Below are 14,767 nucleotides of genomic sequence, written 5' to 3' on the forward strand. Positions count from 1 at the left end.
TCCCCCTTCTCGTTGAGCTTCCAAGTTGTTTCTCTTTTCACATAGTAGTATCCAATCGATCCTTACTGAATGGGCTGGATGTCCTGTTGTATAGCTTGTGCTGCCTTTTTCTCTTGTGCAGCTTTTTTCTTTTCCTTTGCTTCCTTCGCTGCTTTTGCTTCTTGTTCACGTTGTGCCTTATGGTCGATTACCTTTTTGTGATCCAAGGTAATCTCGATGCTATCCTCTTTTTTCGACCACTGGACCTTTTCACTCGTTTCCTTCGTCAACTGCCGGTAAACACGTGATTTGTCGATTGAAGAGGTAGCTGGCCTTGGTGTTGCTTCTTCAATTTGAAGTGGAACGACATCGATTGTAGCTTTTCCGTCTTCCGCTAAATGGTATTGAACCATGGCCGAATCCTTTGTGCGTGTCCAGCCTTGATCGAATATGAAATTTCCTAAACTATAGAAAATGATTCCATCTTTATAAACATCAAACGATTGAAGCACGTGGGGGTGATGGCCGATGATGATGTCAGCCCCCGCATCGATGATAGCTTTAGCCAAGTCTTTTTGACGAGCGGTTGTTGATGTTGAATACTCTTGTCCCCAGTGCATATTCACCACAACCAAGTCTGCGTTGCCTTGCTTGGCATTCCTTGCTTTGCCGATCATTTCAAATAATAAATCAGGGTTGGAGTTCAATAGTCCGGCTTTATCATTTTTTGACACGGCATCCTTACCGTAAACATCTGTGAAGCCAAGTGTTGCGACACGTACGCCATCAACATCCGCATAGTCGATGCTATTTTTAGCTTCCGCAGTGTTCGATCCAACACCGACATAGTGCATATCTGCACTTTTGAATTCATCAATCGTGTCAAGGAGTCCTTGTTCTTCATAGTCCATCATATGGTTATTTGCCAAAGACATCACAGAGAAGCCAGCATCTTTAACGGCTTCCACACCACTAGTATTGGAGTTTAACCGGATGGGCGTATCTGCTTCCTTGTAGTTAGATACCTCTTCTTTTAAAGAGGTATGTTCATAATTCCCACTGACATAATCTGAATTGGCGAAATATGGCTTCATATACCGGAAGAGGTATTCATACCCGTGCCTTTCCGTCACTTCTTCAACATAACGTCCCATCATCACATCACCGACCATTGTCATAGTCAATGGTTGATCGGATTTTGGAGCGGTTGTTTTCACTTCTTCAGCCCGTCCCATCCAAGTGGTGATGACCAAAGCGATTAGTAATATAGGTAGTATGATTGCAGAGTATTTAAGATTCTTTTTCTTAGTGCGTTTAATAAAGATAAGTGTTTTTTCTTTTGCATTTAAAGTCCGTTTCATTTTTTGCACCTCAGAATAGGTAGTACACGTTCATTAAACCGAAAGTCAAGCCGGATAATAAAAGCGTGCTGCCAAGTGTCAATGGCATTCCTTGTCTTTGAATCGTATTCGCTATCAATCCAGGTACGATTATACCGATTCCCCGAAACTCGAATATTTCAAATGGCATGACGGGGTAGACTAAGTCCAATAGGAGCTTCAAGCAAATCCCGGTCACCATCATGGCTGCGAATTTTCTTCTTCCATATAAAATCACCCATCTTGAAAGACCATGAGTGACGATTAAATAAGTTACGACACTGATGATCAGGATGGTCAGCATGATTTCCCATTGGTCAAATACCAATGCCAAATAACCTGGCACGATAAGTCCTGCGGGTACGACACCCGTTTTTTCTGAAAATATAAGGCTAAGCGTAACTCCTAGCACTAGGGCTACATATAAATCCGATCCAAACATTAAGGTTCCTCCTACTTAACTCGCTTTTTGCTTCGTTTTAGATTTCATGAATGCTTCAATTAATGGTTCCGCTGCACCGTGAATATTCCCGACACCGTAGACGATGCGATTTTTCATCATTGGGCGGAGGCGGGCCACGATTTCTTCAGTTGACCAGTTTTCCAAATCCCAATACTCTTTTGTATCCAATTTACCTTGCTCGAATGCCCGAGTGATCGGTGATGTGGTTTCACCAATTGATATGACGATTTCAGATTTTATGTAAGGCAATACATCTCTAGCAAATTGCTCGGTACGGTCCACACGGTCGGGACGGCAATTCATGATGACGATAGGAGGTTCTGTGCTGTATCCGAATGTATTGACTCGTTCCCAGATGTTCAACGTCGATGACGCGTCATTGGCAGCAAAGCCATTGACAAAGAAAGTTGGCTGGATGGGATCTCCGAATTTGGTGATCCGCATGGCACCTGGATCGGGATGCGCATTCAACATGCCGCGAAATGCTGTTTTTTCATCAATGCCCAAAGCTTCCGCAACGGCCAATGCGAGGGATGCATTATCCGGAAATACCATATAGTCGAATTCGCGTAGAAATTCTTCCGAAATTCTGGAGTTATCTGCAACAATCACTTTTGTGTTGCGTTCTTTGGCAATTTGCTTGAAAAAGTCCAAGTATTCACTTTCGATGGTTATTAAGTGACCATTATAGGGAATGGTAGCGGTGAAGGCTTCAGCAACCTCATCCAAAGTCGGTCCCATGACATCCATATGGTCTTCCAATACATTCACGATGACCCCGATGTTTGCTTGGATCATTTTGTTTTGGAAGATTAGTTGATAGTCAGGCTGTACGGCCATACATTCACAAACCAACGCCTCGGTTCCTAAATCGGCAACTTCTTTAATTACACGCCGTTGTTCTCCTATGTTGGGTCCTTCCGGTCGGCGTACAATCGGTTTTTCCTTGTCGGTAAACCAATAGATCATTCTTGCTGATGTACCGGTTGTTTTACCTACTGTTTTGTACTTAGCTTCCTGGATCACACCTGTAATCAGACGCGTTACAGTCGATTTCCCTCGGATCCCATTCACATTCACACGTACCGGGATGGAGTCGAGACGCTTCTGATGGCGCTTTTGTTCGAAAATGCCATAGCCAAGCAAAAAGATCGCACAAATAAATATTGGTGCCATTTTTTAACCTCTCTTTTTTTAAATATTTGATTTACTGAATACACACTACATGATTTTAAACTTAATAGGCAAGAGTCAATTATTCTATTGCAATATAGTTATTATCAGCTTTTTCAAATAAATGTATATTGGAGTGTAATAGTATCTAATGGGATAAATTGTTTTATGAGTACAAAGATATGGCTGGAAATCAAGGGAATCCTCGGTTTATTTACACTAAATTATGGAAAGTTTAATAAAAACCCATTTTGATTAGAATCAAAATAGATTCATGAGCATTTAAACCTAATTCATAATGGCTATATTTGAATAATAATTGTTTTTGAAAAGTGAGGTTTATTACAGTTTGTTAATTGTTTCTACCCATTGTTTGACATAAACGTAACAATTTTTAAGCATTTGTCATTCAATGTGAAATATTGCATCTAACGACTCAATTAGTTGAACTCTTTTGAATATGGACAAAGATGAGTAAAAGAACACATCTCTTTTTTTTGATATTTACCGGTTTTTTCCTTAGGTAATACCCATGGGTCTATCATTGATCTTTTACCTAAAACATGAAATAAAATAAAGTTAACCCATTTTTTAAAAAAATACCTAGTTTCTTCTATAGATATAGTGTTTATAGATGAATGCAAAATAAAAAAGCTCAGAAGCATTTCTGAGCTTTCGGCTTATATATTGCAAATGAATGGAATGGTCACGAATCTCCGTTTATCTGGAGATTTAACGTTGGGGAGTCTTGAACTGCAGCCTGGGTAGCTGATTATGGAAGGAATCAGGTCAACTGGATTTCTTTCTGTCAGAAATTTCAAGGTTGGAGCCCTTTTTACCGCCATCAATCACATAAAATCTAGGAGTTAATCTCCTTCTTTTTCCTTGATTGTCAGGATTCATCTTCATATAATTTTCGTATTCTTTGCGAAAGAATTCATCGGTTTCCCGTTCCAGTGCTTTTCTTTCGTTAAAATCTGTTATGAATTTGAAAAAACGTTTCATATGAATTCCTCCTTATGGGGTTAAAAGGTCTTGGTTTAATAGTATCATATCATTAGTGAAATTTAACCTTTTTAAAAAATTTGAAGTGGGAATCGTGTTTTTGTGTGAATAAAGTTGTGAATGGCTTGATTCGAGAGAAAGCATGCAATGGAACCTTACTGGGTATATGTTCTCGTGCATGTTGAAAGGAAATGTCGGGATTTGCAGTAGCAGGTATTGGAAGTAATGAATATTTAAGTTAAAATATTCCTTTAATCAATTATACACTAAATATTCTGAAAACAAAGGAAAATATTCACTTCCAGCCACTTCTGATAGATTTGTTTTTTAATGGTTCATTATTGTGTATAGTTATTTATTCCCCGAATATACGAAAATGAAACAACCCTTATAATGGAAGGGAAAAAGCAATTTCCCGCATTCGGGAAATTGCTAGTGTCATAATTGGAACTTCTTAACCTGTTCAGTGAGCAGTTCTGCCGAAGATGCAAGTTCACTGGCATGATTCGTGATTTCATCCATCGAAGAGCTGGATTGCTGAGCGGAGGCGGAGACTTGTTCGATTCCTGCCGCGGACTCTTCAGAAACGGCTGCGATATCTTCGATAGCCTGATGATTTTTTGGCTATTTATGGAAAAATAGTTCAATTCGTCTGTTATATGCAGTATTTTCATTTCCATATTCCCGACAGAATGATTGATTGTTTCAAAGGTTTGCCCTGTGAGCGTGATTTGTTTCGTGCCTTCATCCACTTGAGTATAACCATCTTCCAGGGAGTGGACGACAGTTTTTGAACCTGTTTGAATGGCGGAGACAATATTGGTGATATCCCCAACGGAGTCTGTGACCTCTTCAGCGAGTTTCCGCACTTCATCGGCGACGGCAAAGCCCTTGCCATGTTCACCAGCACAAGCAGCTTCTATGGCTGCATTCAGCGCCAATAGATTAGTTTGATTGTATATATCCTTGATGACCTGCACAAGCTGCGAAATTTGCTGTGATTGAGAATCGAGTCCTTTCACTTGCTCTACGGCATTTTTGACAATCCCATCAATACTTTGCATCTGTTGGACCGAACTGCGCATTAAAGTGGTGCCTTCCTTGGTCAAGGAAAGGATTTCGGTTGAACTGTTAGCTACATCCACCCCTTCTAGGTGGGCAAGCTTAATCCTGCCGGTGAAATCATCCATGATGCGAACCATTTCAGATGCCCGGTTGGCTTGTGACTCCGAACCTTCCGAAAGTTCATACATAGTAGTCGCTATCTGTTTGGTGCCCTGCTGCACTTCATTTGCTGATTGAGTCAGATCTTCGCTTTGGTTGGAAACGGATTGCGAAACAATGAGCATTTTTTCAATCGTATCACGAAGGTCTTTCTGCATTTGATTGGCGGATACCGTTAGTTCGCCCATTTCATCATTTGACTTTTGCTCCAGGGGCTCATGATTCAGCTCTACTGCAGCCACCATTTTCATCCTATCCCTGATTTTAAGGAGGGGGGTGGTAATGAGGTTGGCAGTGACAACCGCAAGGACAAGGCCGATAAGGACTGCCGCAATGGATATGATGATACTTGTCGTCTTAACCGATTTCCCGTTGGTGATGACGGTTTCACCTGAAGCGACAATCAATTCCTCGCGTTCCGAAGCAAGCTCCTTGAAACCCTCCATAACTTCATTGCTTATTGGCGCCACTTCATTTTCGAGTATCTCTTTAGCGCGTTCTTCATTTCCATTTTCATATTGTGGAAACACCCGGTCTACAATCATCGTCCTCCAATCCACGCTTTTCTCGATTAATTCCTTCGCTTTAACAGAATCGCTTAAGGCAAGGAGATCCTCCTGGATGACCTGGCTTTCTTCGGTATATTGTAAGAACCCTTCTTTATAACTCTTGTCACCATAAAGAATATATGCCCGGGCGTATGCGGTTCTTTGTGCTAGATTGTATAGCAGCTTTTCGTCTTGGATAAGAAGCGGAAGCTCCTTTTTGATGATATCCTGGGAATATACCAGTGACTTGTTGCTGCTGTAGATGTTGAATGCTCCTAAGATGACACATAAAGATATGATGAGTGAAAATGCCACCAATACCTTTGCTTTAATGCTTTTCAAATTATTGGACCCCTTTATCGATATTTTATTCACACTGTTTTATCGGATAAATAAAAGGATATTTGAGTAATGAAAAGTTAACCAAATTTTCCATCAGATCCAATGTTCTCTTAATATAAACATCTTGATTTCTTATCGTTTTCAAGTTACTATTGACTTGGAAAAATATAATATTCCGCGTTAAGGCGGAAGAGGTTCTAGCTACCCTCTCAAAAAAACTAAGGAGAAACAGTGCTCTATTCTTAGGGTGCTGTTTTTTTCCGTAAAAAGGAGTTTTATAGAAATGAAGAAGAAAGAAAAGGCAGTGGTTGTGTTTAGCGGAGGTCAGGACAGTACGACGTGCCTGTTCTGGGCGATGGAGAGATTTGAGGAAGTGGAAGCGGTGACGTTCGATTATAACCAGCGGCATAGCTTGGAAATTGAATGCGCTCAAAACATTGCCAAGGAATTGGGCATAAACCATCATATCCTTGACATGTCGCTGCTGAACCAACTGGCACCAAATGCGCTGACGAGAAGTGATATTGCGGTGGCGGACGGAGAAGAAGGGGAATTGCCGTCGACGTTCGTACCAGGGAGGAATTTGCTGTTCCTTTCGTTTGCCGGAGTGCTGGCGAGTCAGATTGGCGCTAAACATATTGTCACCGGTGTTTGTGAAACGGATTTCAGCGGATATCCGGACTGCCGCGATGTATTCATTAAATCATTGAATGTGACCTTGAACTTGTCGATGGACCAGTCATTCGTCATTGATACGCCGCTAATGTGGCTTAATAAAGAGGAAACATGGGAGCTAGCGGATCAGCTAGGCGCGTTCGATTTTGTACGCGAAAAGACCCTGACTTGCTATAACGGAATCATCTCCGACGGCTGTGGAGATTGTCCGGCATGTAATCTGCGGAAAAAAGGACTGGATGACTATGTAAGCAGACGGAAGGTGCTTTCATGATGTACGGTTTTACGATAGTGGATAAACTCCAAAAAATAGATGAAGATATTCAGCGCAGCCAATTGAAGTATACAAACAAGAGGGTTCTCGTGAGTAAGGAATTCACCTTTGATGCGGCACACCATCTGCATGATTATGAAGGAAAATGCAAGAACCTGCATGGCCACACGTATAAGGTCATTTTCGGATTAAGCGGGTATACAGATTCACGCGGGTTGATGATAGATTTTGGGGACATCAAGGATATATGGAAAAATGAAATTGAAATCCACCTGGATCACCGTTATTTGAATGAAACCCTGCCGCTCATGAATACAACAGCTGAAAATATGGTTGTCTGGATTTATGAAAAAATGGCCGAATCCCTTTCATTAAAAGAATATGAAGGTGCTAGAGTCGAATTTGTTCGACTGTACGAAACGCCGACAAGCTATGCCGAAGCCAGACGGGAGTGGATGGAAAGTGAGTAAACTCCCGGTTATGGAAATCTTTGGGCCGACCATCCAAGGAGAGGGAATGGTCATTGGCCAAAAAACCATGTTCGTTCGGACGGCCGGCTGCGATTATTCGTGTGCCTGGTGTGATTCCGCATTTACATGGGATGGCACCGGTAAGGAAGATACCGTCCAGATGACTGCCGAAGAAATATGGGATGAGCTGAAGCGTATTGGGGGTTCCGCTTTTTCCTTCGTTACGATATCAGGAGGAAACCCGGCTCTGCTGAAAAACCTAAACGGCTTGATAGCGATCTTACATGAAAATAAAATGAAAATAGGTGTCGAAACCCAAGGGAGCCGATGGCAGGATTGGTTTCTCGATATTGATGAACTGACTATTTCACCTAAGCCGCCGAGCTCTGGAATGAACACCGACTTTACGGTGCTCGACAAAATCATCTCGAACCTTGCCAATCGAAATCCTGAAAACCATGTCTCATTGAAAATCGTCGTATTTAACGAGGAAGATTATCATTATGCCAAACATGTACATGGGCGTTACCCGGAAATTCCTTTTTATCTGCAGGTCGGCAATGACGACAGCAGGACGGCGGATGATCGTCAATTGATCAGCGGCCTATTGAAGAAGTACGAAGAGTTAATTGATAAAGTGATAACAGATGATGAATTGAATGATGTGAAAGTCCTGCCCCAGCTGCATACCTATATATGGGGTAACAAGCGGGGCGTATAAAGAAAAGAAAGCGGAGGCAGTGTGATGCGTAATCACACTGCCTTTTAAGCTATTACAACCTTTGAATGTGTGTAGCTTTGAAGGATGATGTGTATTTAAGGCCATATCCAAATAAGCGATCCATTCCAATATGCGCAGTCCAAATTAAACCAATCAGCATCAATGCATCAGACTTTAGAAAAATGGCTAGCAAAATCATGAAGATGGAAAGAGTATAAGTATGAAATAAGTTATAAACCCTTGCTCCAATCCGATCATTGATCAGGTAGGCCAGCATGGAAACATCAGGCGATAAAATCAATAGAAGGAAAATCCACCAGCTGAATTCATATAACGAATAGATGTAAATCACCGCTAAAAGGACCATGAGTCCTTCAATATGAAGGTATTTCTTTACCATATTAAAACCTCCAATGTTTAATTGACCTATGGTCAATAATATTCAAAAAATTATATGATGTTCCTGATGATATTTTTTACATGAAAATAAGCTAAGCCTTTTACATCTTGATAAGTTAGCTCAGAATTAATATAAAAAGTTATAAATCCGTGAAGAGAAAGAAAAATCGACCATATGGATGCAGGATTCAATTTGTTGTCCGTTAGGTCCGTCAGGGACTGGATGAGCTTTTCATATGTTTTATTAGAATCAAATTGAAGTAACTGCTGAATTTCTTTTTCCTTCGATAAAAACATGATGGAATAATGATTTTGTTGGGTTAGACCGAACTCCAAGAAGCACAATAAAATCTTTTCCATTTTTACAGAAGAATCCTTTTCCGACATGATGATATCATCGATTAAATTATTTAAAACGGAGAAATCCGTTTTTACCAAACTATAAAATATTTCCGCCTTATTTTTAAAATGATAATAAATGGCTCCATGGCTGCAATCCAATGATTTAGCCAATTGCCTCATGGAGACATTAGAATACCCTAACGTTGCAAAAAGGTTTCTAGCTTCATTCAACACCATGTCCCTGGATAATTCTTTACCTGCCGATTTCCTTGGCGACATCTTGTCACCTCCTTATTAATTGACCACTGGTTAATTAGGATGATAGCTCACTGATTTCCAAATGTCAAATATTAGATTGAATAATAAATTCCTGTTTTTAAAGATAAACTTTACCATTTACTGAAGCGGAATTCCACCAGTGTTGCAAAGGGGGGCATTCAGGACATTGCAGCGTTTTTCTTTTTAACTTTAATACCCTTATATGGTATTATAAGGATATTATTGGAGCTTTGAGGGGATGGATAAATGAAAAAGAAATTCGGTATTTTGGCATCAATTTTCATAGTCTTGACGGCTTTTTTTTATTCAATAAACCGTATAAAGATAAAACAATTCCTGTAGAAGACATTTTTGAAGTGTATCCACGAGAACAGGTAATAATAAATGAAATGGTGATCATAGATGGAGTTGATGAGGACAATCCGAGTGATGTCGATTTGAATGATGAAGAGGAATTGGGAAATTTGGTAAAAAAGCAATATGTGCAAAATCAAAAGGGAGAAATAATTTTTACAGAAAAAAATCAGTGAAATCACCTGTCTGTAATGAGTAAACTAATGGTGGAGGCGGCAGTTATTGATAGTTTCGGATAGTATCTATGGGGAACACATTGTAGAGGGAGTTCTGGAAGGGCTGATAGTAAGTAAACCGGTCCAAAGATTGAAGGGGATACATCAAGGCGGGGCAAGTTATTTAGTTAATGAGAAGTGGGATGTCACACGATTTGACCATTCAATTGGTGTGATGCTTTTAATAAAAGCGCTTGGAGGTTCATTGGAGGAACAAATCGCGGGCTTGCTGCATGACGTATCCCACACTGCATTCTCACATGTAATTGATTTCGTTCTGGATTGTAAGGATGAAGATTATCATGAAAAAATATATGAACAAGTCATTATGGAATCCGAAATCCCATTTATACTGAAGGAATATGGATATGATCGTAAAGTCATTTTTCAATCAAAATGGGAATTGCTTGAACAGCCAGCACCTGAGTTATGTGCCGATCGGGTAGATTATACTCTCCGGGATATGTATCAATATGGACATATCACCATCGAAGCCATTAAAGAATTCCTAGAACATGTAATCATAATAAATGGAAGGATGTATCTGGATAATATTGAATCGGCGGAATGGTTTGTGAAAACGTATTACAGCGAAGTTATTGATTTTTTCATGAACCCACTTAATATATATGGCTATGATATCTTGGCAAAGACCTTAAAAGTGGCTTTAGCAAAAAAACTGATCAGCCTTGATGACTTACTCGGTACAGATGAAGAAGTCATGTGCTTGTTAAGCTTCACTGAAGACCATGAAGTTCAAAACCTGTTAAAACGGATCCATGGTAATGTAAAGTTGAAAGAAGATCAAGTGGAATACGATATACATCGGAAAAATAAAATGCGCCTGATAGATCCTTCAGTTATTCAAGGAACCAAATTGGTAATATCATCCAGTGTATCGGAAAAAGTCAAGAAAATGGGAATTGAAGCCTACAAAAAAGCTTCAAAGGGCATGTATCTAAAAGTGATTTCCGATTGAATTTCGTGTCAAACCATACGGGAAGTTTTTTCTCGGAAACATCTAGGTCTCCTCCCTTAGTTGATTTAGACAATCGACATTAGGAAGGAGCTTGCTTAACGGATGCCTTATCATCTGAACCAGCACCCTTTAATAATTAAAAAACCAATGATGCTCTCAAAGTATTAACGCCATTTTCTAAATAACCCTTTAAACAGGTTAATGTATAAACCCAACCTTCTTTTTGTCCGATCATTTTGTTTATTATTTCAGGGTCGTCCTCACTCAATCCTGATTCGTTTACTTCAATGATTGTACTCGTTTTATCCAACTCTTTTAGTGTAATGGTAACAATCGTTTCTTGATCATTTCCGCCCCACGCAAACACGATTTTCCTATTTCCCTCAACTTCCATTACATTAATGACCACTTCAGCATCGTATTCGTTGTATCTCAATGTAATTGTCCTGCCTTGTTCCCATCTTTCCGAACTCGATGAGAACCAGAAATTCCTGATTTTTTCAGGATTCACTATGGCTTCAAACACTTCATTAGCTGGCTTGATTATCTTAAATTTCGTGATTATTTGGGTATCCATACTAAAACAACTCTCTTTCGATTTGTTTTTATTGTTTTCCACTATCCCAATCTACTGATATTGACGGCAGTGTCCGTCCAGTTTCAAGCAAGCTCTTCAGGTTACTTAGAATGGCTGGCCATCCATTATTCAAGCCTTCATAGGTATTGTCATCATATACGAAATCTGTCTTCAGAAGCTCCTCATGCCTAAGAATTAACTTCACAGTCGAATCGCCCATTTTCTGTAATTCAAAAGTGACCCGTGTAGGCTGCTCGCGAGGTGTTTCGTCTCCTGCCATGATCCATGTAAACGAGAGCAGGTGCAACGGCTCGCATTTAAGTACATTACCATGATCAGTAATCCGCCCATCTTCCAGCAAATATTTAACGGCTGCCCCTTCTTGCCAGTCAGACTGTACTTGCAATCCAAAGTGATATTTCTTCGTGACTTCACCACTCGTCAAGGCTTCCCAAAGCTTCTCTGGTGTGGTTGCGATATAAATAGGATAGACAAACGTAGTTTTTTTCATAATTCTTTTTCCTCCTCGCCAAATAAGGTATCAAGATCATAACATGACTCTATCATTGATTTTCGGCTTTCATATACAGGCGGTCAAGCAGTTTTTTGCGACAGAAATCGGCAAAGTCATTGCATTGAAGAAGATTTGAAGTGAATTGCTAATATCGGATTCTCCGTAACATAAAAGGGCCATATGGAAACTTCTTGATTTCCAATCGTTTTCAAGCTACGATAAATGAGGAAAATGATAATCCGCCCGGGCGGAAGAGGTTCTAGCTACCCTCTCAAAAAAACTAAGGAGAACAGTGCTCTTTCTTAGGGTGCTGTTTTTTCTGTATAAGGAGAATTAGGAATGTTAAGAATTTTATTGTATTTAGTATCCATAATCACGGCGAATGTGGTTACAGCAGCTTTTGCGCCATTACATTTTGGCATGTTCATCATCCCGATGGGGACATTGCTCATCGGGGGAACCTTCATCTTCCGAGATCTGGTCCAGAATAAATTCGGCCGCGCGAAGACCTATTTATGTATCGTCACTGCACTTATTTTATCTGCATGTGTATCATTTTTATTAGGGGATACGTTACTGATTGTATTTGCTTCCGCATTATCGTTTGTGGTCGCAGAAACGGCGGACACGGAAATTTATACCCGTTTAAAGCTTCCGATGAGTTGGAGGGTGTTTTACAGCGGGATCGTTGGAGGATTTTTCGATTCGGTGATATTTGTCGTGATTGGTCTAAGTCCACTGGGTGCCAATATATTGCCATGGGAAGCAGTACCCGCTGCGGTCATCGGGCAAATCATCGTTAAAACCATCATACAGTCAATTGGTGCCGTACTGTTGGGACGAATCAACGTAGAACTGGAGAAACGTGTAGTCTCCAGTTAAATGCCAGGAGGGGTGCACTCGATGGAAGGAACCAAAAAGGAAGAAGATAAATGCTATTGCCTCGAGGCCTTTCGTGAAAAATATGGCCCCCATGTTCAAGGGGAATGCATGAAGCTCTCCTGCGCCAATTATCGCAAGCATAAAGGAATTGACAAAAAAGGACCAAAATAGGTCCTTTTTTTGCGCGTTAACGGAGTAACTCACGAGTAAAAGTGCGAAATCAGAGTGCAGTATGAATTCATGAGTAAAAGTGCGAAACTCACGAGTAAACAGCGCAAACTCGCGAGTAAACGTGAAAAACTCACGATTAAATAGTGCGAACTAAGTGTGCAGTACGAATTCACGAGTAAAAGTGCAAAATTCACGAGTAAACAGTCCAAACTCACGAGTAAAAGAGCGAAACTCACGAGTAAACAGCGCAAATTCACGAGTAAACAGTGCGAACTCAAGAGTAATTCACGAATAAACAGTGCGAAATTATGAGTGCAGGACGAATTCACGAGTAAACATCAAAAAAAGCTTCCTGCACCGTTCCATTAATGGGGCTAGGAAGCTTTGTATTTTGTTTAGAATTGCTCTGTGGTTTTCCGAACTAATTTTTCGAGGAAGAAAAAGCATTCTCGCTTCCGTTCAAGTTCGGTTTGTCCATTTTCGGTGACATGATAATATTTCCTGCGGCCTGACTCGGACTCTTTCCAATGGCCTTTTATGAATTCTTTTTTTTCTAACCGTTTCAGGGCGGAGTAGAGGGTGCCTTCACTTATTTGATATTTGCCCATGCTCATTTCCTTCAAGATCCTCGTGATTTCATAGCCGTATAGCTTTTTTTGTGAAAGAAGTGAAAGCAAAAGGAGGTCAATGCTTCCCTTCATTAATTCTTTATCCAAATAAATTCTCCTCCTTTTCATTTCTAAAGTGTAATACGTTGTACATCGTATCACAAGGTGCATTTTACTTTTCTAAAAAAAAATGGTTAAATGACGATTGCTAAATAAATTTAATCATAGTAAAATGTGCTTCGGAACGGATGAGTTGTGAAGAGTGTGGTAAGGATACTATATACATGATTTTATTGTTTTAATGAAAATACGGAATAGGATAGAAGAATCACTACTCAAGGGGTATTAATTGATTTTTTTTCAAAAATCATTTAGATTCTATTTATCAACAAGAGCAAAGAAAGAAGGTCCTAGATAGATGAAAGTGAAAGCACCAGAGCCATTCACATATATTGGTGGAAAGAGAGCAGTTCTTTTACTTCACGGGTTTACCGGAAGTACAGGAGATATGAAGAAATTAGGGAAATACTTGAATGATCTTGACTATACTTGCCACGGACCTCTTTATAGAGGGCATGGAGTGTCTGGTGAGGAACTCGTTAAGACTGGTCCAAAGGAATGGTGGGAAGATGTAGTTAATGGCTATAAATTCCTTAAAGAAGAAGGCTATGAAGAAATTGCTGTTGTAGGAATTTCCTTAGGAGGAGTTTTCTCATTAAAAGTGGGAATTGAATTGCCTGTAAAAGGCGTAGTTTCAATGTGCGCTCCGACGCAAGGGAAAAGTATCGATCGACAAAAGAACCGCTTGCTCAATTATGCACAGGCTTATAAGAAGTTTGAGGGAAAAAATGCAGACCAAATTGCTGCAGAAGTGAAGCTGCTGGAAGAAGAGCCTATGCCTCAACTTAAAGATGTGCTGAATATTATAAATGAGACCGGTGAAAATTTAGATTTAATCACATCACCAACGCTTGTTTTACAAGGGCGCTTGGATGATCCTGACTATACGGAGAGTGCTACAGCGATTTTCAATGAAGTCGATACGCAGCATAAACACTTGATATGGTATGAAAATTCAGGCCATATTATCACATTGGGCAAGGAACGTGAACAGGTGTATGAAGATGTGTATAAGTTCTTAAATACACTGAACTGGTCGGAGTAATAAGCGAGTTGATAAATCCCCTTTAAGTT

Annotated in this window: 18 protein-coding genes and 2 riboswitches; of the genes, 8 read left to right on the plus strand and 10 right to left on the minus strand. The window is 40.1% G+C overall.

Annotated elements, in window-relative coordinates; translation table 11 throughout:
• Positions 1–62: 62 nt before the first annotated feature.
• From LQ188_RS09375 to LQ188_RS09395, 5 genes are all read right to left on the minus strand, one after another.
• On the minus strand, positions 63–1,340 hold the full coding sequence (locus LQ188_RS09375; protein WP_101223060.1) for a CapA family protein: 1,278 nt from the start codon (positions 1,338–1,340) through the stop codon (positions 63–65).
• Between the two features lie 10 nt (positions 1,341–1,350).
• Positions 1,351–1,800, minus strand: coding sequence for a poly-gamma-glutamate biosynthesis protein PgsC (pgsC, locus tag LQ188_RS09380; RefSeq protein WP_048687555.1), 450 nt, complete (start codon positions 1,798–1,800; stop codon positions 1,351–1,353).
• 15 nt (positions 1,801–1,815) lie between these two features.
• Complete coding sequence (gene pgsB, locus LQ188_RS09385) at positions 1,816–2,997, minus strand: poly-gamma-glutamate synthase PgsB (protein ID WP_101223059.1); 1,182 nt, start codon at positions 2,995–2,997, stop codon at positions 1,816–1,818.
• A 786-nt stretch (positions 2,998–3,783) separates the two neighbouring features.
• Positions 3,784–3,999 carry a hypothetical protein gene (locus tag LQ188_RS09390; RefSeq protein ID WP_101223058.1) on the minus strand — a complete coding sequence of 72 codons (216 nt, stop codon included), beginning with the start codon at positions 3,997–3,999 and terminating at the stop codon, positions 3,784–3,786.
• A gap of 338 nt (positions 4,000–4,337) precedes the next feature.
• Positions 4,338–6,113 carry a methyl-accepting chemotaxis protein gene (locus LQ188_RS09395; RefSeq protein WP_230176678.1) on the minus strand — a complete coding sequence of 592 codons (1,776 nt, stop codon included), beginning with the start codon at positions 6,111–6,113 and terminating at the stop codon, positions 4,338–4,340.
• A 185-nt stretch (positions 6,114–6,298) separates the two neighbouring features.
• A riboswitch (PreQ1 riboswitch) is annotated at positions 6,299–6,341 on the plus strand.
• A gap of 55 nt (positions 6,342–6,396) precedes the next feature.
• On the opposite strand from LQ188_RS09395, the gene queC reads away from it, so the two are divergent.
• Genes queC through queE form a run of 3 tightly spaced genes read left to right on the plus strand, consistent with a single transcriptional unit; the run spans position 6,397 to position 8,253 of the window.
• Positions 6,397–7,062 (plus strand): 7-cyano-7-deazaguanine synthase QueC, encoded by a 666-nt coding sequence (gene queC, locus LQ188_RS09400; protein ID WP_101223056.1) that lies wholly within the window; start codon positions 6,397–6,399, stop codon positions 7,060–7,062.
• On the plus strand, positions 7,062–7,532 hold the full coding sequence (gene queD / locus LQ188_RS09405; protein ID WP_101223055.1) for a 6-carboxytetrahydropterin synthase QueD: 471 nt from the start codon (positions 7,062–7,064) through the stop codon (positions 7,530–7,532). The genes queC and queD overlap by 1 nt, the downstream gene beginning before the upstream one ends.
• Complete coding sequence (gene queE / locus LQ188_RS09410) at positions 7,525–8,253, plus strand: 7-carboxy-7-deazaguanine synthase QueE (RefSeq protein ID WP_230176679.1); 729 nt, start codon at positions 7,525–7,527, stop codon at positions 8,251–8,253. Before queD ends, queE begins: the two co-directional genes overlap by 8 nt.
• 52 nt (positions 8,254–8,305) lie before the next feature.
• On the opposite strand, the gene LQ188_RS09415 is transcribed toward queE, so the two are convergent.
• Together LQ188_RS09415 and LQ188_RS09420 are read right to left on the minus strand one after the other, a co-directional pair.
• Entirely contained in the window at positions 8,306–8,653 is a 348-nt protein-coding gene (locus LQ188_RS09415) for a DUF4260 domain-containing protein (RefSeq protein WP_101223053.1), read from the minus strand.
• Positions 8,654–8,703: 50 nt separating this feature from the next.
• The gene (locus LQ188_RS09420; RefSeq protein WP_101223052.1) at positions 8,704–9,273 is read right to left on the minus strand and encodes a TetR/AcrR family transcriptional regulator; all 570 of its coding nucleotides are present in this window, start codon (positions 9,271–9,273) and stop codon (positions 8,704–8,706) included.
• A 230-nt stretch (positions 9,274–9,503) separates the two neighbouring features.
• On the opposite strand from LQ188_RS09420, the gene LQ188_RS09425 reads away from it, so the two are divergent.
• Together LQ188_RS09425 and LQ188_RS09430 are read left to right on the plus strand one after the other, a co-directional pair.
• A complete protein-coding gene (locus tag LQ188_RS09425; RefSeq protein ID WP_230176680.1) occupies positions 9,504–9,803 on the plus strand; it encodes a hypothetical protein in 300 nt (99 codons plus the stop codon).
• A gap of 46 nt (positions 9,804–9,849) precedes the next feature.
• On the plus strand, positions 9,850–10,821 hold the full coding sequence (locus tag LQ188_RS09430) for an HD domain-containing protein (protein ID WP_230176681.1): 972 nt from the start codon (positions 9,850–9,852) through the stop codon (positions 10,819–10,821).
• A gap of 136 nt (positions 10,822–10,957) precedes the next feature.
• Here the strand turns inward: LQ188_RS09430 and LQ188_RS09435 are convergent, their stop codons facing one another.
• Both LQ188_RS09435 and LQ188_RS09440 read right to left on the minus strand, forming a co-directional pair.
• Entirely contained in the window at positions 10,958–11,398 is a 441-nt protein-coding gene (locus LQ188_RS09435) for an SRPBCC family protein (RefSeq protein WP_230176682.1), read from the minus strand.
• A 28-nt stretch (positions 11,399–11,426) separates the two neighbouring features.
• Complete coding sequence (locus LQ188_RS09440; RefSeq protein WP_101223048.1) at positions 11,427–11,909, minus strand: SRPBCC family protein; 483 nt, start codon at positions 11,907–11,909, stop codon at positions 11,427–11,429.
• Between the two features lie 250 nt (positions 11,910–12,159).
• Positions 12,160–12,202, plus strand: a riboswitch (PreQ1 riboswitch).
• Positions 12,203–12,251: 49 nt separating this feature from the next.
• On the opposite strand from LQ188_RS09440, the gene LQ188_RS09445 reads away from it, so the two are divergent.
• On the plus strand, positions 12,252–12,794 hold the full coding sequence (locus LQ188_RS09445) for a VUT family protein (protein ID WP_230176683.1): 543 nt from the start codon (positions 12,252–12,254) through the stop codon (positions 12,792–12,794).
• 21 nt (positions 12,795–12,815) lie between these two features.
• Positions 12,816–12,965: a hypothetical protein gene (locus tag LQ188_RS09450; RefSeq protein ID WP_157831025.1), complete on the plus strand. Its 150-nt coding sequence runs from the start codon at positions 12,816–12,818 to the stop codon at positions 12,963–12,965.
• 395 nt (positions 12,966–13,360) lie between these two features.
• Here LQ188_RS09450 and LQ188_RS09455 read toward each other — a convergent pair whose 3' ends face one another.
• Complete coding sequence (locus tag LQ188_RS09455) at positions 13,361–13,681, minus strand: PadR family transcriptional regulator (RefSeq protein ID WP_230176684.1); 321 nt, start codon at positions 13,679–13,681, stop codon at positions 13,361–13,363.
• A gap of 310 nt (positions 13,682–13,991) precedes the next feature.
• Between LQ188_RS09455 and LQ188_RS09460 the strand changes: the two genes are divergently transcribed.
• Entirely contained in the window at positions 13,992–14,738 is a 747-nt protein-coding gene (locus LQ188_RS09460) for an alpha/beta fold hydrolase (RefSeq protein WP_101223046.1), read from the plus strand.
• The last annotated feature ends 29 nt before the right edge of the window (positions 14,739–14,767 follow it).

The organism is Peribacillus sp. Bi134, assembly GCF_918698065.1.
Lineage (GTDB): Bacteria > Bacillota > Bacilli > Bacillales > DSM-1321 > Peribacillus.

Excerpts from the sequence above, each read along its gene's own strand:
- LQ188_RS09390 (WP_101223058.1), bottom strand. The coding sequence starts at position 3,999 with ATGAAACGTTTTTTCAAATTCATAACAGATTTTAACGAAAGAAAAGCA.
- LQ188_RS09460 (WP_101223046.1), top strand. The coding sequence starts at position 13,992 with ATGAAAGTGAAAGCACCAGAGCCATTCACATATATTGGTGGAAAGAGA.
- LQ188_RS09445 (WP_230176683.1), top strand. The coding sequence starts at position 12,252 with ATGTTAAGAATTTTATTGTATTTAGTATCCATAATCACGGCGAATGTG.
- pgsC (WP_048687555.1), bottom strand. The coding sequence starts at position 1,800 with ATGTTTGGATCGGATTTATATGTAGCCCTAGTGCTAGGAGTTACGCTT.
- LQ188_RS09375 (WP_101223060.1), bottom strand. The coding sequence starts at position 1,340 with ATGAAACGGACTTTAAATGCAAAAGAAAAAACACTTATCTTTATTAAA.
- queC (WP_101223056.1), top strand. The coding sequence starts at position 6,397 with ATGAAGAAGAAAGAAAAGGCAGTGGTTGTGTTTAGCGGAGGTCAGGAC.
- LQ188_RS09440 (WP_101223048.1), bottom strand. The coding sequence starts at position 11,909 with ATGAAAAAAACTACGTTTGTCTATCCTATTTATATCGCAACCACACCA.
- LQ188_RS09420 (WP_101223052.1), bottom strand. The coding sequence starts at position 9,273 with ATGTCGCCAAGGAAATCGGCAGGTAAAGAATTATCCAGGGACATGGTG.
- queD (WP_101223055.1), top strand. The coding sequence starts at position 7,062 with ATGTACGGTTTTACGATAGTGGATAAACTCCAAAAAATAGATGAAGAT.
- pgsB (WP_101223059.1), bottom strand. The coding sequence starts at position 2,997 with ATGGCACCAATATTTATTTGTGCGATCTTTTTGCTTGGCTATGGCATT.
- LQ188_RS09450 (WP_157831025.1), top strand. The coding sequence starts at position 12,816 with ATGGAAGGAACCAAAAAGGAAGAAGATAAATGCTATTGCCTCGAGGCC.
- LQ188_RS09415 (WP_101223053.1), bottom strand. The coding sequence starts at position 8,653 with ATGGTAAAGAAATACCTTCATATTGAAGGACTCATGGTCCTTTTAGCG.
- LQ188_RS09435 (WP_230176682.1), bottom strand. The coding sequence starts at position 11,398 with ATGGATACCCAAATAATCACGAAATTTAAGATAATCAAGCCAGCTAAT.